The organism is Streptomyces sp. NPDC005863 (assembly GCF_042871345.1).
In the GTDB taxonomy this organism is placed as follows: domain Bacteria; phylum Actinomycetota; class Actinomycetes; order Streptomycetales; family Streptomycetaceae; genus Streptomyces.
The window spans coordinates 702,464-726,803 of sequence record NZ_JBIAII010000002.1 but is presented as its reverse complement, the minus strand read 5'-3'; the positions used below and the strand labels follow the sequence as shown (position 1 = coordinate 726,803).

At 73.2% G+C, this 24,340-nt stretch carries 16 protein-coding genes and 1 pseudogene; 12 read left to right on the top strand and 5 right to left on the bottom strand.

Annotated features, from left to right (window positions below; genetic code table 11):
* Positions 1-53 precede the first annotated feature (53 nt).
* The gene (locus ACFYO9_RS09190; RefSeq protein WP_358776600.1) at positions 54-644 is read right to left on the bottom strand and encodes a hypothetical protein; all 591 of its coding nucleotides are present in this window, start codon (positions 642-644) and stop codon (positions 54-56) included.
* Between the two features lie 231 nt (positions 645-875).
* Here ACFYO9_RS09190 and ACFYO9_RS09185 point away from each other — a divergent pair, with 231 nt between their 5' ends.
* Together ACFYO9_RS09185 and ACFYO9_RS09180 are read left to right on the top strand one after the other, a co-directional pair.
* On the top strand, positions 876-2,825 hold the full coding sequence (locus tag ACFYO9_RS09185) for a BTAD domain-containing putative transcriptional regulator (RefSeq protein ID WP_358776599.1): 1,950 nt from the start codon (positions 876-878) through the stop codon (positions 2,823-2,825).
* 850 nt (positions 2,826-3,675) lie between these two features.
* A complete protein-coding gene (locus tag ACFYO9_RS09180) occupies positions 3,676-4,443 on the top strand; it encodes an SDR family oxidoreductase (protein ID WP_358776598.1) in 768 nt (255 codons plus the stop codon).
* A gap of 557 nt (positions 4,444-5,000) precedes the next feature.
* On the opposite strand, the gene ACFYO9_RS09175 is transcribed toward ACFYO9_RS09180, so the two are convergent.
* Positions 5,001-7,790 carry an AAA family ATPase gene (locus tag ACFYO9_RS09175; protein ID WP_358776597.1) on the bottom strand — a complete coding sequence of 930 codons (2,790 nt, stop codon included), beginning with the start codon at positions 7,788-7,790 and terminating at the stop codon, positions 5,001-5,003.
* A gap of 112 nt (positions 7,791-7,902) precedes the next feature.
* Between ACFYO9_RS09175 and ACFYO9_RS09170 the strand changes: the two genes are divergently transcribed.
* Both ACFYO9_RS09170 and ACFYO9_RS09165 read left to right on the top strand, forming a co-directional pair.
* Positions 7,903-8,979, top strand: a complete 1,077-nt coding sequence (locus ACFYO9_RS09170; protein WP_358776596.1) for a dihydrodipicolinate reductase — start codon at positions 7,903-7,905, stop codon at positions 8,977-8,979.
* Between the two features lie 3 nt (positions 8,980-8,982).
* Positions 8,983-9,474, top strand: a complete 492-nt coding sequence (locus ACFYO9_RS09165; RefSeq protein ID WP_388666114.1) for a carboxymuconolactone decarboxylase family protein — start codon at positions 8,983-8,985, stop codon at positions 9,472-9,474.
* Positions 9,475-9,492: 18 nt separating this feature from the next.
* On the opposite strand, the gene ACFYO9_RS09160 is transcribed toward ACFYO9_RS09165, so the two are convergent.
* Positions 9,493-11,133, bottom strand: a complete 1,641-nt coding sequence (locus ACFYO9_RS09160) for a GMC oxidoreductase (RefSeq protein ID WP_358776595.1) — start codon at positions 11,131-11,133, stop codon at positions 9,493-9,495.
* A gap of 262 nt (positions 11,134-11,395) precedes the next feature.
* Between ACFYO9_RS09160 and ACFYO9_RS09155 the strand changes: the two genes are divergently transcribed.
* From ACFYO9_RS09155 to ACFYO9_RS09140, 4 genes are all read left to right on the top strand, one after another.
* The gene (locus tag ACFYO9_RS09155) at positions 11,396-12,775 is read left to right on the top strand and encodes an MFS transporter (protein WP_358776594.1); all 1,380 of its coding nucleotides are present in this window, start codon (positions 11,396-11,398) and stop codon (positions 12,773-12,775) included.
* 182 nt (positions 12,776-12,957) lie between these two features.
* Positions 12,958-14,862 (top strand): GAF domain-containing protein, encoded by a 1,905-nt coding sequence (locus tag ACFYO9_RS09150; RefSeq protein WP_358776593.1) that lies wholly within the window; start codon positions 12,958-12,960, stop codon positions 14,860-14,862.
* 76 nt (positions 14,863-14,938) lie between these two features.
* Entirely contained in the window at positions 14,939-16,594 is a 1,656-nt protein-coding gene (locus ACFYO9_RS09145) for a cytochrome bc complex cytochrome b subunit (protein WP_355820036.1), read from the top strand.
* Positions 16,595-16,623: 29 nt separating this feature from the next.
* The gene (locus ACFYO9_RS09140) at positions 16,624-17,475 is read left to right on the top strand and encodes a metallophosphoesterase (RefSeq protein WP_358776692.1); all 852 of its coding nucleotides are present in this window, start codon (positions 16,624-16,626) and stop codon (positions 17,473-17,475) included.
* Positions 17,476-17,488: 13 nt separating this feature from the next.
* On the opposite strand, the gene ACFYO9_RS09135 is transcribed toward ACFYO9_RS09140, so the two are convergent.
* Positions 17,489-19,360, bottom strand: coding sequence for an NAD-binding protein (locus ACFYO9_RS09135; protein WP_358776691.1), 1,872 nt, complete (start codon positions 19,358-19,360; stop codon positions 17,489-17,491).
* A gap of 72 nt (positions 19,361-19,432) precedes the next feature.
* A pseudogene (locus tag ACFYO9_RS09130) lies at positions 19,433-20,385 on the bottom strand (ADP-ribosylglycohydrolase family protein).
* A 207-nt stretch (positions 20,386-20,592) separates the two neighbouring features.
* Here ACFYO9_RS09130 and ACFYO9_RS09125 point away from each other — a divergent pair.
* The 4 genes from ACFYO9_RS09125 to ACFYO9_RS09110 all read left to right on the top strand — a co-directional run bounded on the left by ACFYO9_RS09125 (position 20,593) and on the right by ACFYO9_RS09110 (position 24,299).
* Positions 20,593-21,477, top strand: coding sequence for a TetR/AcrR family transcriptional regulator (locus ACFYO9_RS09125; protein ID WP_358776591.1), 885 nt, complete (start codon positions 20,593-20,595; stop codon positions 21,475-21,477).
* Between the two features lie 115 nt (positions 21,478-21,592).
* Positions 21,593-22,480, top strand: a complete 888-nt coding sequence (locus ACFYO9_RS09120; RefSeq protein ID WP_358707000.1) for a 3-keto-5-aminohexanoate cleavage protein — start codon at positions 21,593-21,595, stop codon at positions 22,478-22,480.
* A 311-nt stretch (positions 22,481-22,791) separates the two neighbouring features.
* Positions 22,792-23,745, top strand: a complete 954-nt coding sequence (locus ACFYO9_RS09115; RefSeq protein ID WP_358776590.1) for a 3-hydroxyacyl-CoA dehydrogenase NAD-binding domain-containing protein — start codon at positions 22,792-22,794, stop codon at positions 23,743-23,745.
* A 62-nt stretch (positions 23,746-23,807) separates the two neighbouring features.
* The gene (locus ACFYO9_RS09110) at positions 23,808-24,299 is read left to right on the top strand and encodes a thioesterase family protein (RefSeq protein ID WP_358776690.1); all 492 of its coding nucleotides are present in this window, start codon (positions 23,808-23,810) and stop codon (positions 24,297-24,299) included.
* Positions 24,300-24,340 lie beyond the last annotated feature (41 nt).

Below are 24,340 nucleotides of genomic sequence, written 5' to 3'. Positions count from 1 at the left end.
GGCCGGATATCGGATCGGGCCGGATGTGAGGGCGACCGTCCGGTGCCTCCGGGTCAGGGCAGGTCCGCCCGGAACTTCTTCGTGAGGTCGGCGCCGCGGATCACGTCGCCGGAGTGGTACTTCAGCCCCCACGCGTCGATCACCGATCCGTCGCCGAACATGCAGCCGGGGGTGGTCTTCGACGGGTCGGTCTCGCCCTTGCGCCCCCATCCGCCGCCGTCCGTCGGCTTCGGGCCGTACATGGCTGTGCCGTTCAGCGACTGGCAGTAGCCGAGCGACGGATTGCCGGGGTGGCCGCCGGGGTCCGCCGGCTTGTGGACGTAGGCCAGCGCGGCCAGGGTCGGCTTGCTCGCGGCCAGGGTGTCGGCGGCGATCACGATCTTCGTGCCGTCCTTGCCGGTGAACGTGCACATCTCCCGCTCGCCGCCGAGCCGCACGATCTGCGTACCGGTCTTCGTGTAGTACGGCACCTGGACCTGCGCGGTACCGCCCTGCTTGACGCACCAGGAGGCGGCGGCGGAACGGTGTGCGGAGGCCTGTGTGGAGGCCTGTGCGGGGGTGGGGCCGTCGGCGGCGCCGGCTGCCGCGGCACTGGCCGAGAGCAGCAGGGTGACGCTCGCGGCGATGGCATGGGAACGCTTCACGTGTCCTCCGTGGGTGCGGGGTCGAGTGAGCCGGTTCGAGGTGGCACGGCTCATCCTGGGGAGGTCGTCCCCGCAGATCAACGTACGTACGCGGACGGGTCGTCGGGCGAGGTGACTTCGACGCGATCAACGTCGGGGCGCGTTGGTGACCTGGAGGAACGAGGGGCGTGATCCGGCCAGTAACGCGCCCGTAACAGGCGGGCGGGCGGCGGAGGTTAGAGTGCTGCGTTCATGGGCGTCCTTCAACTCCGACTGCTCGGCGGCTTCCACGCCGAGCGTGGCCAGGGCGTGCCGCCCGTCGAGCGGTGGGCGCGGCCCGGCGCCCGCACGCTGGTGAAGCTGCTCGCCGTCACGCCCGGTCACCAGTTGCACCGCGAACGCGTCATGGCGGTGTGCTGGCCGCACGCCGAATTGGCCGCCGCGCAGCGGAACCTGCGGGTCGCCCTGCACGCGGCCCGGCACGCCCTGGAGCCTGAACTCGCCCCCCGGGCCCCGTCCTCCTACCTCGTTGCCGACGGGACGCTGCTGCGCCTCGCGCCTCGCGCCGTCGTCGTGGACGCGGACCGCGCGGAGGCGCTGGCGGAACGGGCTCTGGCGGTGGGCTCCGTACCGGAACTGGCGTGCGCCTGGGCGGAGTTCACCGGTGAACTCCTCCCCGAGGACCGGTACGCCGCGTGGGCCGAGCCCCGCCGGGCCCGGCTCGCCGACCTCCGCGACCGGGTGGGGCTCGCGCTGGCCGCGGCACGGCTGGCCGAGGGCAGCCCCGAGGAGGCGGCGGCGGTGGCCCGGCACCTGGCCGACCAGACACCGCCGGACGAACGCGCCCACCGGCTCCTCATGGCGGCGTACGTGCGGCAGGGGCGGTACGGGGAGGCGGTGCGGCAGTACGAGAGGTGTGCGGGGGCGCTGGCGGCGGAACACGGGGGCCTTCCCGGCCCGGAGACGGAACGACTGCGCCGGGCGGCGCTTGCGGGCTGCGGCGCTCCGGCGGGGCGGGGTGTGGCGCGGGAGTTGCTGGGGCCGGTTGTGGTGCCGGGTCCGGCGGATTCGGTCGTGACGCCGGGCTCGGTGGTTTCGGTTGTGGCGCCGGGCTCGGCGGAATTGGGCGCGGTGCCAGAGCCTGCGGGACTGGTCGCGGCGCCGGGGCCGCGACCGGCAGAGGCGGACGTGGGACTGGGTACGGCCCGGGTGGATGCTGCACCGGGGGCGGACGCGGCACCGGGTCTGGCCGAGGCGGATGCCGCGCGGGTGCGGTGTGACTGGGCCCGCACCCTGGAGCGTTCGGGCCGCTACGACGACGCGATCCGCGTGCTGCGGGAGGCGCTGGCCTCGTACGGACAGCAGGGGCTCGCGGACGCCTGCGCGATGACGGCGTCCCGTCTCGCGGAGGTCCTCGCCCGCCACCGGACGTCCCGCGAGGCGCACGCGGTGCTGGCCGCCCACCCGCCCGCCGCGCAGGCACCGGCCGAGGTCAGGGCGACGTGCCGGCTGGCGCGCGCGATGGCTCTGTTCCACGAGGGCGACTACGAGGCGGGGCTCGGGGCGGCGCGCGAGGCGCAGGAGATGGTGGAGGGGGCGGAGGCGAGTCCTGGCGACGCCGGTGGACAGGGGGACCTCGCGGACGGAGGAGAGGGGCACGCCGCGCGGGCCGCCCTCCTGGCCCCAGCCCTCGCGCAACAGGCCACCTGCAACGGCCTGTTGGGTCGGTTCGACGCCGCGGAGGATCCGGCCCGCCGCGCCCTGGTCGCCGCCGAGCGGGCCGGTGACCCCGCCCTCCTGGCCACGGTCCTGTCCGTGCTGCGGGAGAACGCCCGCCGCGCCGGACGCTACGAGCGGGCCGTCGCCCACGGCCGGCGTGCGCTCGCCCTCGCCGAGCAGCAGGGCCGCCCCACCGCCACGGCCTTCGAACGCGCCAACCTGGCGGAGCTCCAGCTCCTCCTCGGCGACACGGAGGAGGCCGACCGGCTCGCCCGCGCGGCCGTCGAGCTCGCCGAGCCCTTCGGCGGCACGGTCCTGGCCTTCGCGCTCACCGCCCAGGCCCGCGTCCGCACGGCGACCGAGCCGCGGACCGCCGAGGCCCTCCTGACTCGCGCGGCCCGCTGCGCCCACGAGGGCGGCCACCGTCAGGCGGTGGACGAGGTGAGGGCGGCGCGCGCGGAGTGGGAGGCGGCGCGGGGGTGACCTGGCGGGTGACGGTGTGGCGGTGACCCTGTGGGCACGCCACCCGGCCTTGGCTGGGCCCGCCGGGCGGTTGAGCCATCGACCGCGGATGCTCTTCGGGCCCACGGTGCGGTGCACCCGCGAGGTGGGAGGCGGCAGGGGCGACCCTGTGGGCACGCCACCCGGCCTTGGTTCGGCCTGCCGGGCAGCCGAGCCGCGGGCCGCCGAGGCGCTCCTGGCGCGCGGTTCGATCCGCCCGCGAGGGTGGCCACCGGCAGAGGGTGGATCAGGGCGGCACGCGGAGTTGGAGTCGGCGCGGGGGTGACCCTGCGGGCCACGGCGCGACGGTGACCTTGGCGGGTCACGCCAATTGGCCCTGGCCCGGGTCCGCCGGGCGGCAGAGCCGTCGACAGCTGGCGCCCTCCTCGCTCTCGCGGCCCGCTGCGCCTTGTGGGGGCGGCCATCGTTAGGCGGTGGACGAGGTGAGGGCGGCGCGCGCGGAGTGGGAGGCGGCGCGGGGGTGACCCGGCGGGTGACGGTGTGGCGGTGACCGCCCGGCCTGGACTCGGGTCCGCGTTACCGCAAAGCCGTGGGCCGCTAACGTCCTCCCCGGGCGTGGAGCGCGGAGGTCGGCGAGGCCGCGCGAGGGCTCCCAGGCCACGACACGGCGGACCCCCGACGACGGGCCGGCGGTGGCCCTGCGGGCAGGGTGCGGCAGGCGCCCCCGACCACCGCGCGGCCGCGCCCCGCAAGCCACCCCACCCCCAGCACCTCCACCCCCAGCCCCAGCCCCCACCCACACCCCACCCCGCCGCACTATGGTGCCCAGAACCATGGGACTGATCGGCGTCCGTTGTCTACCGTGCCAGGTATGACGAGCGACAACACCGACGGCGTGGACCTCACCGGGCGTACCGCCCTCGTGACCGGAGGCGGTAGCGGCATTGGGCGGGCCTGTGTCGAGGCGCTCTCGGTCGTCGGGGCGCTCGTGCATGTCGTCGACGTCGACGCGGAGTCCGCCAAGGCGGTGGCCGACGCCGTCGGAGGCGTCCCGCACGTCGTCGACCTCACCGACGCGGACGCGATCCCGCGCCTGCCCGCCGACGTCGACGTCCTGGTCAACAGCGCCGGCACCCAACACGTCGCCCCCATCGAGGAGTTCGACCCCGCCCGGTTCGAGCTGATCCAGCGCCTGATGGTCACCGCGCCCTTCCTTCTCCTCCGCCACTGCCTGCCGTACATGTACGGGCAGGGCTGGGGCCGCGCCGTGCACATCTCCAGCATGCACGGGCTGCGGGCGAGCCCCTTCAAGTCCGCGTACGTCGCCGCCAAGCACGGCCTGGAGGGGCTCAGCAAGGTCGCCGCCCTGGAGGGGGCCGCACACGGGGTGACCAGCAACTGCGTCAACCCCGGCTACGTCCGTACCCCGTTGGTCGAGGGGCAGATCGCGGACCAGGCCGCCGTGCACGGCATCGCTCCGCAGGACGTCGTCGCGGACGTCCTCCTGGACCGCTCGGCGATCAAGCGGCTCATCGAGCCCGCCGAGGTCGCCGCCACCGTCCGCTGGCTCTGCGGACCGCACACCGGCTACATCACCGGCGCCTCGCTCCCCGTGGACGGTGGCTGGGGGGCCAGTTGACCGGTTGAGGGGAGCGAGCAGCGTACGCAGGGGCCCGGACTCCCCGAGGAAAACCCTGGGTTCGGGGGGCGGACACCCTCGTTGAACGGGTGAGGGACCGGCTTGTCGGCCTCACGTTCGAGGCCGTGCGCCACGTCCGCCCCACCCCTCCCTCCGTACCCGGTCGGCCACCCCGGCCCCCGTACCCGTACTCCAGGGTTTTCACGGTCGCCCCCGGGCGCGGACGGCGCGAAGGTATACCCACGGTCGCGGAGGCGCGGCGGACCCGAAACACCGGGCTCGGGGGAGCAACACCGGTGACCGGACGTACTACGGGGGTGTACGGCCGGAGGGTCCGCCGGGATCGGGGAAGCGACCGCCGCGAGGGCGGGGGACGGGGGTGCCTCGGCACCCCCGCTCGGGTGCGGGACCGCATCCGGCTCCGGGCGCGCGCCATTGCTGCCCGTACGGCTGAGGGGAGCCGGACGACGGCGCGCGGCGGATCCGGACTCCGGTCGGCCCGGCCCGACGGTCCGGTCGCCCGGACTGCCCCGCCCGGTCAGGGCTACCCCGCCCGGTCACACCCCGGACACCTCCGGGGCCTCCGCCGCCCGCGCCAACAGCCGGACCAGCTGCGCCCTGCGGTGCACCCCGTCGAGCTTGCGGTAGATGTTGCTCAGGTGGAACTCGACCGTCTTCACGCTGAGGAAGAGCCGCTCCGCCACCTCGTGGTTGGTCAGGCCCCGGCCGACCACCAGCGCGACCTGCAGCTCCTGCGGTGTGAGCCGCTCCAACGGCGCCCGCTCCGGGCGCACTTCGGTGCCGCCCGCGGCGTGCAGCTCCGCGGCCACCCGCGCCGCCCAGCCCGTCGCGCCGAGCCGCTCGAACGTGGCGAGCGCCCGCTCAAGGAGGCGCCGGGCCTCGCTGCGCCTGCCCTGCCGGCGCAACTGCTCGCCCCACGCGAACTCCGTCCGCCCCCGCTCGAAGGGCACCGGACGCTCGGACAGCAGCGCGAGGGAGCGCTTCATGTGCCGCGACGCGGCCTCCGGGTCCCCCGGTTCCAGCAGCCCGCGGCACCGCGCGGCCGCCCCCGCCGTGACGGGCCGGTGGCCGCGGCCCGCCTCGTACTCCAGGACGTCGAGGACCTCGCGCGCCTCTGCGGTCCGGTGCAGATGGACGTACGCGTCCGCGAGGTCCGCCGCCCACGTCAGATACAGGCCGTCGCCCCGCCCGTGCCGCTGCGAGAACGCCCGTACCTCCTCCAGGTGGTGCACCGCCTCCTCGAAGCGGCCGAGGCCCAGCTCCAGGAGGCCGAGCCCGCCGAGCGCGCGCGCCGCGTCCAGTTGGAGCTCGGTGGAGGCGGCCCACTCCATGGCCTGCGCCGCGTGCCGCCGGCAGTCCTCCTCGCGGTTGAGCGCGGCCTCGGTCCTGACCAGGGCGCCGAGCCCGCGCGACACCTCGATCAACTGCCCGGAGGCCTCCGCGAGCCGCACCGCCTCGTCGGCGTGGGCGAGCGACGGCGTCCAGCGGCCCCGCCAGAACTCCACGACCGACAGCGTCCCGAGCAGATGCGACAGGAGCCCGACCGCGCTGGAACCGCGCGCCGTGTACGCGGCGCGGTCCAACAGGCCGTGCGCCTCGTCGAGTTCCTCCGCGGAGAGGTGGCACAGGCCGCCCACCCCGGCCACCGGGTAGGGGAAGGTCGGGTCGGGCGAGGCGAGCGGTCCCGCGAGTTCGCGCAGCAGGGCGCGGCCCGTCTCCGCGTCACCGCCGAGCAGCAGCATCAGGGTGTGCAGCAGCCGCACCGGCACCAGTGGCCGGCGCGCGGAGTCGGCGAGCTCCATCGCGGCGGCCGAGGTGCGGTGGGCGGCGGTGAGGTCGCCCACCGCGAGCTCGGTGAGCGCGATGCCGCCGAGCATGACAGCGGCGAGCGCCGGGTCGACCTTCTCCGCCTCGTCGACGGCCGACCTGAGCAGTTCGCGCGAGCGTGTCGGCCGGCCGCGCTGCACGTCGAGGTAGCAGCGGAGCTGGCGGATGTCGAGCTGGGTGGCGAGCTGTTCGGCGTGCTCCAGGGCGCGGTCCAGGATCGCGGCCGCCTCGTTCAGGGACCCCGCGGCCTGTGAGGCGCGGGCCGCGCACAGCAGCCGCTCCGCCTTGCGCTGCCCCTGCGGGGTGAAGCGCGCGGCCCGCTCGTACAGCCGTGAGGCCAGCGGATACGCGAGCGTCTCCGGGGCTCCGGCCGCGGCGTTCTCCAGGAGCGAGGCGACGTGCTCGTCCGGCTCGGCGCCCGAGGCGGCCAGATGCCAGGCGTACTGCTCGAGGGCCGGGGCGGTGGCGCCCTGCAGGGAGCGGGCGATGGCGTGGTGGGCCCGCCGTCTGCGGACGGGCGTGGCGCTGTGGTAGACGGCAGAGCGCACGAGCGGATGCCGGAAGGCGTACCCGTCGCGTTCCTCGACGACCAGACCCGCGGCCTCCGCGGCCTCCAGCGACTCGTAGCTGAGCCCGTGCGCGCGCAGCGCCGACTCGGTGCCCGCGAGCGGCCGGGTCCCGAGGACGGCGAGCAGCAGCATCGCGTCCTGCGCCTCGGAGGGCAGCCTGGCCACGGCGCTGCCGAAGGTGTGGGCCAGCATCTCGCCGATGGGCAGCGGCGCCCCGGTGTCGTCCTCCTCGTCGCCGGTGCCGCTGCCGGCGAGGAGTGCGGGCAGTTCGATCAGCGCGAGGGGGTTGCCGCGCGCCTCCGCGAGCAGCCGGGCCGCCTCCCGCTCGGTGAGCTCCGCGGTGCCCTTCTCGGCCATCAGCCGGTGCGCGGACGCGGGGTCGAGGCCGGTGAGCGTGAACGTCTCGATGGAGGCGAGCCGGGACGCGGTCTCCTCTTCCTCGTCGCGCGCGGTGAACAGCACGACCACACCTTCACGGCCCAGCCTGCGGGTGGCGAAGGCGAGCGCGTCCAGGGAGTACGGGTCGAGCCACTGCGCGTCGTCGACGGTGACCAGGACCGGCCCGTCCTCGGCGAGCGCGCCGAACAGGCTGAGCGTGCCCGCGGCCACCGCGAAACGGTCCTGGGAGACAGGGCCGAGCGCCAGCGCGCCGGTGAGCGCGGCCGCCTGGCGCTCCGGGATGCGGTCGAGGAAGTGCAGGACGGGCCGGAGCAGATCGGCGAGGCCCACATAGGGCAGGTCGGACTCGACCTCGACGCCGCGCGTGCCGATCCGCAGCAAGTCGTGGGAAAGTTCGGCGACATGGCCGACCAGGCTGGTCTTGCCGATCCCGGCCTCGCCGCGGATGAGCAGGGCGCCGCTCTCGCCCCCGCGTGCCTTGTCGATGAGAGCGAGAAGACGAGCGCATTCCGCGGAACGCCCCAGGAGCATGCGTCAAGCGTACCGGCGGTCCGTGACTTCGGAGAGATGTGGAAAGCGACGTTTCTTTTCTTCCGGGGCCGCGCCTCTGTCAACCGTCGACGCCCCTCGCTACCCTCCGCGCATGATTCCCACGGTGGTCTGGGGCACCGGCAACGTCGGCCGTGCGGCCGTGCGCGCCGTAGAGGCCCATCCCGGTCTGACGCTCGCGGCCGTCCTCGTGCACGACCCGGCCAAGGTCGGCCGCGACGCAGGTGAACTGGCCGCTCTGGGTACGGAGTTGGGGGTGCGGGCCACCGACGACATCGAGACGGCCCTCGCCGCCCGGCCGGGCGCCGTGGTGTACGCGGCCTCCGGCGACCTGCGCCCCGACGAGGCGCTCGCCGACGTGGTGCGGGCGGTGCAGTCCGGCGCCGTCGTCGTCACGCCCGCGCTCTACCCGCTCTACGACCGGCGCGGCGCACCACCGGAGTTCCGGGACCCGGTGCTCGCGGCCGTCGCGGAGGGCGGCGGCTCGCTGTTCGTCTCCGGCGTGGACCCCGGCTGGGGCAACGACGTGCTGCCGCTGCTGATCAGCGGCCTCGGCTCGAGTGTCGACGCGATCCGCTGCCAGGAGATCTTCGACTACTCCACGTACGACCAGGAGGACTCCGTCCGCGACCTGATCGGCATGGGGCACCCCATGGAGTACGAGCCGCTCATGCTCGCGCCCTCGATCCCCACCATGGTCTGGGGCGGGCAGATACGGCTGATGGCGCGGGCGCTCGGCGTCGAACTCGACGACGTCCGCGAGACGTTGGAGCGCCATCCGCTGCACGCCGCGGTGCGCACCCGCACGATGGGCGAGTTCGCGGCGGGCACGCAGGGGGCGGTGCGCTTCGAGGTGCAGGGCATCGTCGGCGGCGAACCCCGCATCGTGATCGAACACATCACCCGCATCCACCCCTCCTGCGCGCCACATTGGCCCTATCCGCCCGACGGCGGCGACGGCGCCCACCGCGTGATCGTCGAGGGCCGCCCCCGCATCGTGGTCAGCGTCGAGGCGACCGACGAGGACGAGAACCGCTCCGCGGGAGGCAACGCCACCGCGGTGGGCCGCCTGGTGAACGCCGTGGACTGGCTGGTGGACGCCGAACCCGGCCTGTACGACGCGCTCGACGTCCCGCTGCGCCCCGCGGCGGGCCGACTGGGAAGGAAGTGACTCATGAGTGACGCCCTGCGCATCGACATCCCCGACGGCCAGGAGCCCATCCCGTACGTGTGGGGCGACATGGTGCCCGGGATCGGGGAGGCCGCGTCGAACTTCTCGCTCGCGGTGTACGCCCACACCACCCTGGGGCTTCGAGAGTTCGAGGCGGCCCGGCTGCGCGTCGCGCAGATCAACGGCTGCGTCTTCTGCCTGGACTGGCGCACCGAGCGGGACGGGGAGAAGGTCGAGGACACCTTCCCCGACGCGGTCACCCAGTGGCGTACCACCGACGTCTTCGACGACCGGACGAGACTGGCCGCGGAGTACGCGGAGCGGTACGCCCTGGACCACCACAACCTCGACGACGCGTTCTGGGCGCGGATGACCGCGCACTACAGCCAGGCCGAGATCGTGGAGCTGAGCATGAGCATCGGATCGTGGCTGGCCTTCGGGCGGCTCAACCGCGTGCTGGGGCTCGACACGGTGTGCGTGCTGCCCAAGCCCTGATGCCCGGCGGCGACGACGCTACAGATCCGTCGCGATGATCTTCTCGATGTTCCGTTCGGCGAGCGCCGTGATGGTGACGAACGGATTGACGCTGGTGTTGCCGGGGATCAGGGCGCCGTCGATGACGTAGAGCCCCGGATAGCCCTGCAGCCGCCCGTAGTTGTCGGTCGCCTTGCCGAGGACCGCGCCGCCGAGCGGGTGGTAGGTGAGGTGGTCGCCCCAGATCTTGTACGTGCCGAAGAGGTCGGTCCGGTAGATCGTCCCTTCCTTCGCGTTGATCTTGTCGAAGATGGTCTTGGCGGCGTCGATCCCCGGCTGCTTCCAGGCGGTCTGCCAGTTCAGCTCGGCCCGGTTCGCCGCGGCGTTCCAGGTGAACTCGGCGCGGTGCGGGTTCTTGGTGATCGACAGGTAGAACGAGGCGAACGTCTCGATGCCGGTGGGCAGCGGCGCGACCTCGGCGAAGGCGCCGCCCGCGGCCCAGTTGTCGATGCCGGCCGTGGGGATGGACGACTGGAGCTTGCCGGTGGGGTCCCATAGGTGGTTGGCGCGGCCGCACATGACGTTGCCGTTGTCGCCCCAGCCCTTGCCCACCTCGCCGTTGAGGCGGGGCAGGGCGCCGGTGGCCTTCAGCTTGACCAGGAGCTTGCTGGTGCCGACGCTGCCCGCGGCGAAGAACACCCGCCCTGCGGTGACGGACTTGGTGGCCGTGGTGTCACCGCTGGTGTTGAGCTGCTCCATGGTGACGGTGTAGCCGCCGCCGGACGCCGGGGTGACCGAGGTGACCCGGTGCAGCGGCGTGATGGTGACCCGGCCGGTCGCCCTGACGCGGGCGAGGTAGGTCTGCTGCAGGGACTTCTTGCCGTAGTTGTTGCCGTACAGGGTCTCGCCCGTGAGCGCCGACTTGGGGACGGTGCCGGCCTGCTCCTTCTTCATGTAGTCCCAGTCGTACACGTCGGGCACGAAGGTGAACCGGAAGCCGGAGCGCTGGGCGTGCTTGCGGCCGACGCGGGCGTACTGGTAGCACTCGGCCGTCTCGAACCAGTTGGGGTCGATGGTGTTGACGCCGAGGCCCGCATTCGCGCGCGGGTAGTACGTGCCGTACATCTCGTTGGCGTCGACCGTGGGCAGCACGGCGGCGAAGTTCTCGCGCTGCGGGGTGACCGCCATGCCGCCGTTGACCAGGGACCCGCCGCCGACACCGCGGCCCTGGTAGACGATGATGCCGCCGAACTCCTCGGCGTCCAGGATCCCGGTGTGCTTGGGGACGTCCTTGTCGATCGGGAAGCCCAGGAAGTTGCTGATGGGCTGCTTGGTCCTGGTGCGCAGCCAGAACGAACGCAGGTCCGGCGTTGTGGTGTTGGCGAAGATCTTGCCGTCGGAGCCCGGGGTGTCCCAGGCCATGCCCATCTCGATCATGTGCACGTCGACGCCCGCCTCGGCGAGCCGCAGCGCCGCGACGGAACCGCCGTACCCGGTGCCGATCACCAGGGCCGGGACGTCGGCCCCGTCGGCGATCGGTGCGGCCGCAGCGGTTCTCGCCCGGGCCGGGCCCGCCTGACCGGCCAGCGCGACCGCGCCGAGAATAGAACTTGTTCCTGCGATGAATCTTCGACGTGACACCCCATCAGTTGCGGTGTCACGCGGGGCAGATGCACTCATGTGATCTTCCTCACGTTTGGCGTAATCGAAACGAGTTCTACTGCGGCCTGTGTGCGAAGTCACGCCATACCTGTGAGTAATTTCTGTCCGAACGACACGACCGGATTCCGCGCCGCGCGACCCGGCCGCCGGGCCGGCATGTCGGTCGTGCACACGGCCCGGCGCCGAACCATGGGGCTTCGCCATATACGCCACTGATCTGCGGTTTCCTACCTTGGGCCGGTAGGCAGGCGTCCCCGCAGAACACCAGGAAGTGGTGCACATGGCCTCGCAAGGAACCGCTCCGCCCACCCGCGCCGGCATCATCCGCATCGTGGCGGCGAGCCTCGTCGGCACCACCGTCGAGTGGTACGACTTCTTCCTCTACGGCTCGGCGGCCGCGCTGGTCTTCAACAGCCTCTTCTTCCCGTCCAGCGACCCCCTGGTCGGCACGCTGCTCTCCTTCCTCACCTACGCGGTGGGGTTCGCGGCACGCCCCCTCGGCGGAGTCGTCTTCGGGCACTACGGCGACCGGATGGGCCGCAAGAAGCTCCTCGTCGTCAGCCTGCTGATGATGGGCGGCGCCACCTTCGCGATGGGCCTGCTGCCCACCCACGCGAGCGTCGGCGTCGGCGCCCCGATCCTGCTCACCGTGCTCCGCCTGGTGCAGGGGTTCGCCCTCGGCGGCGAGTGGGGCGGCGCGGTGCTCCTCGTCTCCGAGCACGGCGGCGACAGGAGCCGCGGCTTCTGGGCGTCCTGGCCGCAGGCCGGCGCGCCCGGCGGCAACCTGCTGGCCACCGGCGTACTCGCGCTGCTCGCCGCCGTCCAGTCCGACGAGGCCTTCCTCGCCTGGGGGTGGCGCGTGCCGTTCCTGCTCTCCGGGGTGCTCGTGATGATCGGCCTGTGGATCCGCATCACCGTCACCGAGTCGCCGGTCTTCCTCCAGGCGCGGCAGAAGGCACAGGCGGGGGCCGAGGTGAAACCGCCCGTGGTCGAGGTGTTCCGCAAGAGCCGTCGCGAGGTCCTCACCGCCATCGGCACCCGCTTCGGCGAGAACATCTCGTACTACATCCTCACGGCCTTCGTCCTCGTCTACGTCACCGTCCACCTGGAGCTGCCCAAGAGCGACGCGCTCAACGCGGTGCTCATCGGCTCCGCGTTCCACTTCGTCACCATCCCGCTGTGGGGCGCGCTCTCCGACCGCATTGGGCGCAGGCCGGTCACGCTGATCGGCGCGCTCGGCATGGCCGGCTGGGCGTTCGCCTTCTTCGCGCTGGTCGACTCGCGGTCGTTCCCGGTCATCGCGCTCGGGGTCACCGTCGGACTCCTCTTCCACGGCGCGATGTACGGGCCGCAGGCGGCGTTCATCTCCGAGCTGTTCGACACCAGGGTCCGCTACTCGGGCGCCTCGATGGGCTCCCAGCTGGCCTCCATCATCGGCGGGGCGCTCGCCCCGATCATCGCGGTGGAGCTCCTGAAGGACTACGACTCCGCGCTGCCCGTCGCCCTCTACATGTCGCTCGCCGCCCTCGTCACCGCCGTGACCGTGCACTTCGCGCGCGAGACGCGGGGCCGGGACCTGACGGCGGACGAGACGGGCGCGCCCGCACCGCACACGGCGGCGGAACCCGGCGCCAACGGCCCGGTGCGGCTCGGCGGCTGACCGCGGGGACGCTCGGGCGTCCCGCGTCCCGCGTCCCGCGTCCCGCGTCCCGCGTCCCGCGTCCCGCGTCCCGCGTCCCGCGTCCCGCGTCCCGCGTCCCGCGTCCCGCGTCCCGAGGGGCCCGGCGACCGATCCCGGACAGCCCATCGACCGCACCCACTCCGCCGGGAGACCATCGCACCATGCCCCCCACCACCCAGGGCGCGGGCCCCGCCGACACCCGGGCGGCCCTGCGCGGCCTGCTCGACCTGCTCGACCGGGGCGCGCCCGCCGAGGAGTTCGCGCGGCCCGCCGCCCGGGCCCGCGAGGCCGGCGCCGCCCCCGCCGACCTCGCCGCCCTCGACGAGGCCACCGACGTCGCCCTGCGCGTCCACCGCACTCTCGGCGCCCACCGCCGCCGCGAGGCCGAGCTCACCGCCCTGTTCGACACCGCGAGCGACCTGGCCGCGCTGCGCGACGCGGACGCCGTGCTGCGCGCCATCGTGCGCCGCGCCAAACTGCTCCTCGGCACCGACGTCACGTACCTCTCCCTCAACGACGAGGCGGCCGGCGACACCTATATGCGGGTGACCGACGGCAGCGTGGCCGCCGCCTTCCAGCAGCTGCGGCTCGGCATGGGCGAGGGGCTCGGCGGCCTCGTCGCGCAGACCGCCCGCCCCTACGTCACCGGCGACTACCAGCAGGACCCCCGCTTCCACCACACCGACGCCATCGACAGCGCCGTCCTGCAGGAGGGGCTGCGGGCCATCCTCGGCGTACCGCTGCGGCTCGGTTCGCGCGTCATCGGCGTGCTGTACGCGGCCGACCGCGCCGCCCGCACCTTCGCGACCGAGGAGATCGTGCTGCTCTCCTCCCTCGCCGACCATGCCGCCATCGCCATCGACGGCGCCCGCCTCCTGGAGGAGACCCGCGCCGCGCTCGTCGACCTCAACGCCGCCACCGAGACCATCCGTGCGCACAGCCGGGCGATGCGCCGCGCCGAGCAGGCCCACGACCAGCTCACCGACCTGGTGCTGCGCGGCGGCGGCGCGGGCGACGTGGCCGACGGGATCGCCGCCCTCCTCGACGGCGGCGTCCTCATCCACGACGCGGACGGCGTCGAGCTCGCCCGTACCGCCGCAGGGCCGCTGCCACCGCCGGCCCCTGCCGTCGCCGCCTCGCGCGCCAGCGGCCGCGCCGTGCCGCAGGACGGCACCTGGGTCTGCGCGGTGCTCGCCGGGCCGGAACTCCTCGGCAGCATCGCCCTGACCGGGCGGCCCGAACTCGCCGACGCCGACCGGCGGTTGTTCGAGCGGGCGGGCGTCGTCACCGCGCTCCTGCTGTTGCTGCGCCGCTCCGTCGCCGAGACCGAGGACCGGGTACGCGGCGAACTCCTCGGCGACCTGCTCGCGCCCTCCGGCGACCCGGCAGGCCTCGCGGGCCGCGCCCGCCGCCTCGGCGTCCGCCTGGACCGGCCGCACGCCGTGTTCGTCGCGCACGGCGAGAGCGTGCCCCGGCCCCGGCTGCTCGCCGCGGCGCACCGCGCCGCCCGTACCCACAGCGGCCTGGCCGGACTGCACCACGACGACGTGGTCCTCGTGACCCCCGCCGTGGCGCCGGGCGAAGCCGCCAGGACCCTCGCCGCCGCGCTCGGCCAAGCCGTGGGCGCCCCCGTCACCGTCGGCGCCGCGGGCCCGGCCACCGGCACCGCCGGTCTTCCCGCCGCGCACGCCGAGGCGCTGCGCTGCCTGTCCGCGCTGCGCGCGCTCGGCCACACCGGGCACGGAGCCGCCCTCGCGGACCTCGGCTTCGTCGGGCTCCTCATCGGCGAACAGGCCGACCTTGGCGGTTACGTGAAGGCCACCCTCGGCCCCCTCCTCGAGTACGACGCGGAACGCGGCACGGAGCTGCTGCGCACCCTGGAGGCCTACTTCGGCCACGACCGCAGCCTCACCAAGGCCAAGACCGCGCTGCACGTCCACGTGAACACCGTGGTGCAGCGGCTCGAGCGGGTCGCGCGGCTGCTCGGCGACGACTGGAACACGCCGGCCCGGACCCTGGAGATCCAACTCGCCCTGAGACTGCACCGGTTGGCGCCACCCGGCTGAGTGAAGTTGTCACACACGGCCCTGTTGGATCCGTCACCCATGCGACCTACCCTGGAACCGCCTGAAAGGGAGTCGCATGAGCGGAAGCATCGAGCGCACCGGACCGGACGCACCACCCGCACGACGCGCACGGCCCGGCAAGGGGGAGCGGATAGCCGACTGGGCGGACGGCCGGCTCGGCATCAACTCCCTGGCCAAGAGCCAGATGCGGAAGATCTTCCCCGACCACTGGTCGTTCATGTTCGGGGAGATCTGCCTCTACAGCTTCATCATCCTGATCCTCACCGGCACGTATCTCACCCTGTTCTTCGACCCCAGCATGTCCGAGGTCGCCTACGACGGGCCGTACACACCGCTCAAGGGCCTCCTGGTCTCCCGGGCGTACGAGTCCACGGTGCACATCAGCATGGAGGTCCGCGGCGGACTGCTGATCCGGCAGATCCACCACTGGGCCGCGCTCGTCTTCGTCGCGGGCATGCTCGTGCACATGATGCGGGTCTTCTTCACCGGGGCGTTCCGCAAGCCGCGCGAGCTCAACTGGCTGTTCGGCTGGACCCTGTTGTTCCTCGGCATCATCACCGGCCTGACCGGCTACTCGCTGCCCGACGACATGCTGTCGGGCACCGGCATCCGCTTCGCCCAGGGCGCCATCCTCGCCACCCCGGTCGTGGGGACGTATCTGTCCTTCTTCCTGTTCGGCGGCGAGTTCCCGGGCGAGGACATCATCCCGCGGCTCTATCCGATCCACGTCCTGCTGCTGCCGGGGATCATGCTGGGGCTCGTCGTGGCCCATCTGATCCTGGTCTTCTACCACAAGCACACCCAGTTCGCCGGGCCCGGCAAGACCGAGAAGAACGTGGTCGGTGCGCCGCTCCTGCCCGTCTACATCGCCAAGGCGGGCGGTTTCTTCTTCCTCGTCTTCGGGGTGCTCGCCGTCATGGGCGCGGTCGCCTCCATCAACCCCGTCTGGGCGATCGGCCCCTACCGGCCCGACCTGGTCTCCACCGGCGCCCAACCCGACTGGTACCTCGGCTTCTCCGAGGGGCTGATCCGGGTGATGCCCAGCTGGGAGATCAACGCCTGGGGGCACACGCTCCAACTGGGCGTCTTCATCCCCTTCACGCTCTTCCCGATCATCCTGGCGGCCATCGGCGTCTATCCGTTCATCGAATCCTGGGTCAAGGGGGACCGGCGGGAGCACCACATCGCGGACCGGCCGCGCAACGCGCCGGTGCGCACCGGGCTCGGCGTCGCCTGGCTCGCGCTGTTCGGCGTGCTGATGGTCGGCGGCGGCAACGACCTGTGGGCGACCCACTTCCACCTCTCGATCAACACCATCACGTGGATGGTGCGGATCGGCTTCTTCGTCGCGCCCGTCGTCGCCTTCTTCGTCACCCATCGGATGTGCCTCGGGCTGCAACGCAGGGACCAGGAGAAGGTGCTGCACGGCCGGGAGACGGGCACCATCAAACGACTGCCGCACGGCGAGTACGTGGAGATCCACGAACCGCTGCCGCAGTCCGAGCTCTACCGGCTGACCGCCCACGAGCAGCCCCGCCCCTACGAGATCGGCCCCCTGGTCGACGCGGGCGGCGTGCGCCGCAAGGTGCGCACGTCCGACCGGGTCCGGGCCCGCCTCGCCCGCGCCATGTACGGCCCCAAGGCGCAGGTGCCGAAGGCGACCCCGGAGGAGTACCTGGCGATCCGGCGGGGGGAGGGCGAACACCACTGAGGGGGCGGCTCGGTTAGCCTCGCAGCGTGATGGCATCCGAGAAGACTCCGAAGCTGCTCGCGACCAGCGACCTGCACGTGGCCTATGCGGAGAACAGGAAGTACGTCGAGGCCATCCGGCCCGGCACCGACGAGGACTGGCTGATCATCGCCGGCGACGTCGCCGAGCGCATGGCCGACATCGAGTGGACGCTGCGCACGCTCGCCGGGCGTTTCGCCAAGGTGGTGTGGTCGCCGGGCAACCACGAGCTGTGGACGCCCAAGGACGACCCGGTCCAGCTGCGCGGCGACCACCGCTACCGGCATCTCGTCGAGCTCTGCCGGGAGTTGGGGATCTCGACGCCGGAGGACCCCTACCCCGTGTGGCGCGGCGCGGGCGGGCCCGTCGTCGTCGCACCGCTCTTCCTGCTGTACGACTACACGTTCCGCCCCGCGGGGACGCACACGAAGGAGGCGGCGCTGGAGGCCGCCCACGAGGCGGGGATCGTCTGCACGGACGAGTACTTCCTGCACCCCGACCCGTACGCGACCCGCGACGACTGGTCCCGCGCCCGCGTCAAGCACACCGAGGAGCGGCTGGCCGAGCGGCCCGCGGGCATGCCCACCGTCCTGATCAACCACTGGCCGCTGCTGCGCGAGCCCACCAGCATCCTGCGCTACCCCGAGTTCGCGCTCTGGTGCGGCACCGAGCAAAGCGCCGACTGGCACGTGCGGTACGGGGCGGCAGCCGTCGTCTACGGCCATCTGCACATCCCGCGGACCACCGTGCACGACGGGGTGCCGCACATCGAGGCGTCCGTCGGCTATCCGCGCGAGTGGCGCAGGGACTTCCACCCCGACCCGCACCTGCGGCAGGTGCTGCCCGTGCCGGACGGAGACTGATGGCGGAGGTCCGTCAGGGGCGGGCGGGGAGCGGTCTGCGGGCGAGGAGTTCGGCCAGGCCCTGACGGGTCGCGGCCAGGACCACCCGGTCCTCGGGCCGCAGCGTGTAGTCCGGGTCGAGGTCCCACTCCAGGCCGGGCGGCAGGCCGGGGCCCTCGCCCGAGCCGCGCTCCAGCGCGACGACCCGCCACGCCCCGGGCCGGAACACGTCGGCGATGGTGCGGCCCGTCAGCTGCGGCTGGAGCGAGACGTCGAGGGCGGCGAAGAGCAGCACGGAACGCTCCACCGGCAGCGCGCCCAGGATCTGCCGGCCCATCATCGCCCCGGCGAACGCGGGGGCGGCCAGGGCGGACACGCTGCGGCTGCGGGTCAGCGCGCCCGGGTGCGCGGCGCGCAGGGTGCGGTAGACGGCGGTCGCGAACTCGTCGTCGTACAGCCGCAGCGCCACCCGCAGGTCGGGCTTGACCGAACGCCCGTACAGGGCCGCCTCCAGATTTATGGTGTCCGCGCTGGTCAGGGCGAGCAGTGCGTGGGCGCGGTGCACCTTGGCCGCCTCCAGGACGCCCTCCTCCGTCACGTCGCCGATCACGGTGGGCACCCGCAGGCGGCGCGCCAGGGAGATGCCACGCGCCTCGGGGTCGGCCTCCACGCACACCACGGGGATGTCCAGCTCGCGCAGCCGGGCGAGGACCCGGGTGCCGATCTTGCCGAGGCCGAGCAGGACGACGTGGCCGGAGAGGCCGCGGGGCGGGCGGCGCAGCGAGGAGGCGGTGCGGAAGGTGCCGAGGGCCTCCAGGACGGCGGCGAAGAGGATCGGCAGGAGCAGCAGACCGACCAGGCCGGCGAGGAGCTGGAGGATCTGGCGGCTCGTCGGGCCGTCCGTGGCCGGGTCGTTGAGGGAAAAGAGGTCGAGGAGCGTCAGATACGTGGCGTGCAGCGGGGTGTCGTCGGTGGTGACGATCGACGCGATGGCCATGCCGAGGACGGCCGCCGCGAATCCGGCCACCGACCAGCGCAGCCGCCGCGAGAACAGCTGGCGCAGCGGAACGCCCAGACCCGCGAGGAACCCGGGCGGCGGCGTGGACCCCGCGGCGGCCCCCGAATAGGAGACCGTCTCCAGGACCAGCGCGCCGCGCCCCGGGGCGGTCGCCACAGCGGCGTCGTCCGGCAGCAGCCGCGGCCCCGCGCCCGCCCCCGCGTCGTCCGAACCCTCCGCGCCCGCCGGGTCGTTGGCGGTCGCCGAGAGCAGCGCGAGGGTGGCGAGGCCGCGCGGCGCCACCTGGCCCGGCGCCGGGGGCGTGCGCTCCACGGCGCGCAGCAGCAGCCCGTAGGCGTGCACGACCTTGCTGGTCCCGGCGACCGCGGTGGCCGCGAGGGCCGGCGCCGCGGTGTCGGCGTCGGACAGGACGGTGACGCTGGCGTCGGTGGTGGCGAGGCCGGCCACGGCCGCGGCCTGGTCGAGCAGCTCCTCCAGGTGCTGGCCCAGCTTGCGGTTGTACAGGCGGATCACCAGGCGCAGACGGGGGTTGAGCCGGCGGGCGGCCAGCGCGGTGCGGATGTTGGTCTCGTCCTCGTCGTGCATGAGGGCGAGCGCGGTGGCCTGCGGGATGCCCGCCTCGGTAAGCACGTCGTCGGTGAAGTCGGCGGCCTCCAGGATCCGCGGCGGCCCCGGGACGCCGCCGCCCTCGCCGTTCCCGTTCCCCGTCGTGCGCGAGACGGCGGCCGTGATGCGTCCGAGCAGCGCCGTGGTCATGGCCCGGCCGGTCGGCCGGCGCTCGTCGCGGCCCGCGGGCGGTACGACGAGGACGACCTGTTCGCCGTAGACACCGCGGAGTTCGGCGGCGAGCCGATGGGCCAGGGCGTTGTCGCCGCCGCACACGACCATGTGGCCGGTCGTGGTGAGCGGCGGACGCTGCGGGGGAAACGAAGATGCGTGCGACACAGACAGAAGAGTGCCTCAAGTGAGGCGCTGGTTCCCGCAGTCGAGCCGCCCGGCGAGTTCCACGAGGTCGTCGCCCCTCACCACCCGGCCGCCCTCCGCGGCGCCGGGCAGCGGCACATGGAGGGGCGCGGTCCAGCGGGCGGGAACGGCGTCGAGCCCGTACCGGGCGCCGGCCAGGGCACCGGTGACCGCGGCGACGGTGTCGGTGTCGCCGCCCAGGTCGACGACGGCCCGCAGCGCGTCCTCGAAGGACCCCGTCGTGCGCAGCGCCCACACCGCCGAACCGAGGCACGGCCAGACCGCACCGTTGAACTCGGTGGCGTCGTCCGGGTGCCAGGCGGGGGAGAGCACCACCGCGTACCGCTCCCGGTGGTCCGGGTGGACGAGGGCCAGGGTGTCGGGGAGCGGGGCGAGGGGATCGGCGCCGGTCAGAGCGACGCGCAGCAACTCGTGGAAGAGGGCGGTGCCTTCCCAGGCGGCGCGGTCGCCGTGGGTGAGGGCGGCGATGCGGCGGGCGGCGTCCAGGGTGGCGGTCTGCCCGGCGGCCGCGAAGTGGAGGGCGGCGGTGGTGGCGCGCATCAGCGAACCGTTGCCCGCGGCGCGGAGGTTGACCTGGAAGTGGGCCTGCGCGGCGCGGTCCCACGGCCTGCCGTTGGTGAGGACGTCCTCGGTCTGCAGACCGATGTCCTTGGGCTCGTCGGCGGCCCACCGCTGGAAGCGGGCGAAGATGTCCGGCAGGTCGAGGCCACCGCGCTCCAGCAGGGAATCGGCGACGTGCAGCGCCATCTGGGTGTCGTCCGTGGCCTCGCCGGGATCCCAGCCGCCGCCCCCGCACATCTCGTCGTCCGCCGCTCCGGCCGGGAAGCACGCGGAGAACGCGCCTTCCGCCCCGAACTCGAAGGGGGCGCCCAGGGCGTCCCCCACGGCCGATCCGACGAGACGCCGGCGGCGCGTTGACGACGATGCATTCGTGCAGGGTAGCTGTGTGGAGTGCCGGTGCGGGTGTCCGTGCGGGGTGCCCGTGCGGCGATGGCACGGGTGCGGATGGTGTCGGGTGTGACTGATGCGTCAGTCAGTACCGCAATTTCTCCGGTACCCAGTAAGCGTACGGAGTGTGTGGGATTCCCGTGACGCCATGTTGTGCTCATCGCAACGCATGGGTACGGTGGCTCACCATGCAGTCAGAGCAGCGGGACGACGTGTCCGAGCGGGTGCGCAAGGTCATCGCCGACGCCGGGGTGACCCAGCGGGAGTTCGCCCGCCGGATCGTCATGGACCCGTCCAAGCTGTCCCGCTCCCTGGGCGGCACGCGCCGGTTCACCGCGGCCGAGCTGGCCCGGGTGGCGGCGATCGGGCACGTCGACGCGGGCTGGCTCCTCGGCACGGAGCCGACCGGGGCCACGGGGCTCGCCGGGGCCGCGGGGCCTGCCACGGCGCCGGCCCGGCGGACGCGCGGCGGCGGGCCGTCCCCCGAGGGCGGCCGGCCCCTGCAGATCGTCCGCGAGACCGTCCGCCTCATCGCGGAGCGCGGCTTCCACGCCGTCCGGGTCCAGGACATCGCCGCGGCCTGCGACACCAGTACCGCCGCCATCCACTACCACTTCCCCGGCCGCGACGACCTCCTGGAGGCCGCCGTGCGCTGGTGCATGGACGAGGACACCGCGCGCCGGGCCGCCCGTATCGCGGACGCCGCCGACACCGCCGACGAACTGCGGCACCTCATCGAATTGCAGATCCCCCGCACCGCGCGGCAGCGCTGGCAGTGGAGCGTCTGGCTCGACCTGTGGGCGGAGGCCGCCCGCTCCACCGCCGTGGGCCGGCTGCACGCCGACTACTACCGGCAGTGGCGCAGCACCGTCGCCGACGTCATCCGGCGCGGCGTCGCCGAGGGCGTCTTCCGCCCCGTCGATCCGGGAGCCGCGGCCCTGCGGCTGACCGCGCTGATCGACGGCCTCGCCACCCAGGTGCTGGCCTCGGCGCCCGACGGCTCCGGCACGAGCCCGGACGACATGCATGAGGCCCTCACGGCCTACGTCGCCGCGACGCTGACCGCGCACTGACCTCTCGTACGCCAGGTATGCCTTCTGCGCCGCGTACTCCCCGTACGCCTCGTGCGTCTCGTAGCTCCCGTACCGCCCGCACACACAACACCCAACCCCCGAGGGAGAGTTCCGCATGCCCGTGAATGACAACGTCATCATCACCTGCGCCCTGACCGGCGCCGGCGACACCGTGCGCAAGAGCCCGCACGTGCCCGTGACGCCCGAGCAGATAGCCGCCTCCGCGGTCGAGGCCGCCGAGGCGGGCGCCGCCGTCGTGCACATCCACGTCCGCGATCCCGAGACCGGCGACCCCTCCCGCGACCCGCGGCTGTACCGCGAGGTCGTCGAGCGCATCAAGGAGACCGGCACCGACGTCGTCATCAACCTGACGGCGGGCATGGGCGGCGACCTCGTCATCGACCCCGACGAGCCGCTCAAGCACCTGCCCGGAACCGACCTGGTCAGCGGTCTCGACCGGCTCCCGCACGTCGAGGACCTGCTCCCCGACATCTGCACCCTCGACTGCGGCTCGCTCAACTTCGGCGACGGCAGCAACCTCTACATCTCCACCCCGGACATGCTCCGCCAGGGTGCCAAGCGCATCCAGGAGCTGGGCGTGCGCCCCGAGTTGGAGATCTTCGACACCGGCCAGCTCTGGTTCGCCAAGCAGCTGCTCGCCGAGGGGCTGCTCGACGACCCCACCGTCTTCCAGCTCTGCATGGGCGTCCCGTGGGGCGCGCCCGCCGACCCCGGCGTCCTGCAGTCCATGGTCAACATGCTGCCCGAGGGCGCGCAGTGGGCCAGCTTCGCGCTCGGCCGCATGCAAATGCCGTGGGTCGCGCAGTCCATCCTGCTCGGCGGCCAGGTCCGCGTCGGCCTGGAGGACAACCTCTACCTGGGCAAGGGCAACAAGGCCACGAACGGGCAGCTCGTCGAGCGTGCCGTCCAGATCACCGAGAACCTCGGGTCGCGGGTCGCCACGCCGGACGAGGCGCGGCAGAAGCTCGGCCTCAAGCGATAGCGCTTCGCTGGATCGGGCGGTGTTCGGGGTCTTCTCGGTGCGGGTGGGTTGTGGCTGGTCGCGCAGTTCCCCGCGCCCCTGGGACGCCGCCGGTGCGCCTCGCTTTCCAACTCCCCCCACATGCAGCTACGAAAGGAAACCCTCACCGCTATGACCACCACCTCTCCCCTGGATCGGGCGGTGTTCGGGGTCTTCTCGGTGCGGGTGGGTTGTGGCTGGTCGCGCAGTTCCCCGCGCCCCTGGGACACCGCCGGTGCGCCTCCCTTTCCAACTCCCCCCACACGCAGCTACGAAAGGAAACCCTCACCTCTATGACCACCTCTCCCGAAGAAGTCCGCCGTGTCGCCTGTGTCGGTGCCGGGGTGATCGGTGGCGGCTGGGTCGCCCATTTCCTGGCCCGCGGCTACGACGTGAGCGCCTGGGACCCGGCACCCGACGCCGAGCAGCGGCTGCGCCGCCTCGTCGGGGCCGCCTGGCCCGCGCTCACCCAGCTCGGTCTCGCCGAAGGCGCCTCGCAGGACCGGCTCACCGTCACCGCGACCCTCGAAGAGGCCGTCGCCGACGCCCAGTTCGTGCAGGAGAGCGCCCCGGAGAAGCTGGAGCTCAAGCGTGATCTGCTGGCGAAGCTGGACGCCGCGACGCCCGCCGGCGTCGTCATCGCGTCCTCCACCTCCGGCTACCCGATGACCGACATTCAGACCGAGGCCACGACCCCGGGCCGCCTCGTCGTCGGCCACCCCTTCAACCCGCCGTATCTCATACCCCTCGTCGAGGTCGTCGGCGGCGAGCGGACCGACGCCGTCGCCGTCGCCTGGGCGTCCCGCTTCTACGAGGTCGCGGGCAAGTCCGTGATCACGATGAAGAGCGAGGTGCCGGGCTTCATCGCCAACCGCCTCCAAGAGGCCCTGTGGCGCGAGGCGTTGCACATGGTCGCCAACGGCGAGGCCACCGTCCGGGAGATCGACGACTCCATCACCGAGGGCCCCGGCCTGCGGTGGGCGTTCATGGGCCCGATGCTCACCTTCGCGCTCGCGGGCGGCGAGGGCGGGATGGCCCACATGCTCGACCACTTCGGCCCGTCCCTGAAGTCGCCGTGGACGCGCCTGGAGGCCCCCGAGCTCGACAAGAAGCTGTACGACGCGGTGGTCGCGGGCTGCGACGAGGAGGCGGGCGACCGCACCATCGCCGACCTCGTCGCCGAGCGCGACCAGGGCGTGATCGACGTACTGCGTGCGACGGGCCGCCTGAACGGAGGAAAGAAGTGAGCGACACCGAGACGCGAACCGAGACGGGGGCCGCGACGCGAACGGAGTCGCGGACTGACCCGCTGCCCCTGCTGCACCGCACCGTCCGGCCCGAGTGGATCGACTACAACGGCCACATGAGCGAGGCCTTCTACGTCCTCGTCTTCGGCTACGCCACCGACGCCATGATGATCGAGACGGGCCTGCACGCCGGCTACCGCGAGTCCACCGGCTGCTCCCTCTACACGGTCGAGGCCCACGTGCGGTACCTGAGCGACGTCGCCGAGGGCGCCCATCTCGCCGTCCGCACCCGCATGTTGGGCGCGGACGCCAAGAAGGCGCGGTTCGCGCACGAGATGTACGTGGTCGAGGACGAGGGCGCCGAGCCGGCACCGGACGCGGCCCCCGTGGCGACGACCGAACTGCTCGCGCTCCACGTCGACCAGAACGCGGGCCGCGCGACCCCGTTCCCGGACGGCATCCGCGACCGCCTCGCGGCCCTCACGGAACCGGCCCCCGCGTGGGCGGGCCGCGCGATCACCGAGGTGCCGAAGGGGACATCCACTCTCGGTTGACCCCCTACCGCGAGGGTTTGGCGATGCGCTACCGCGCTGGG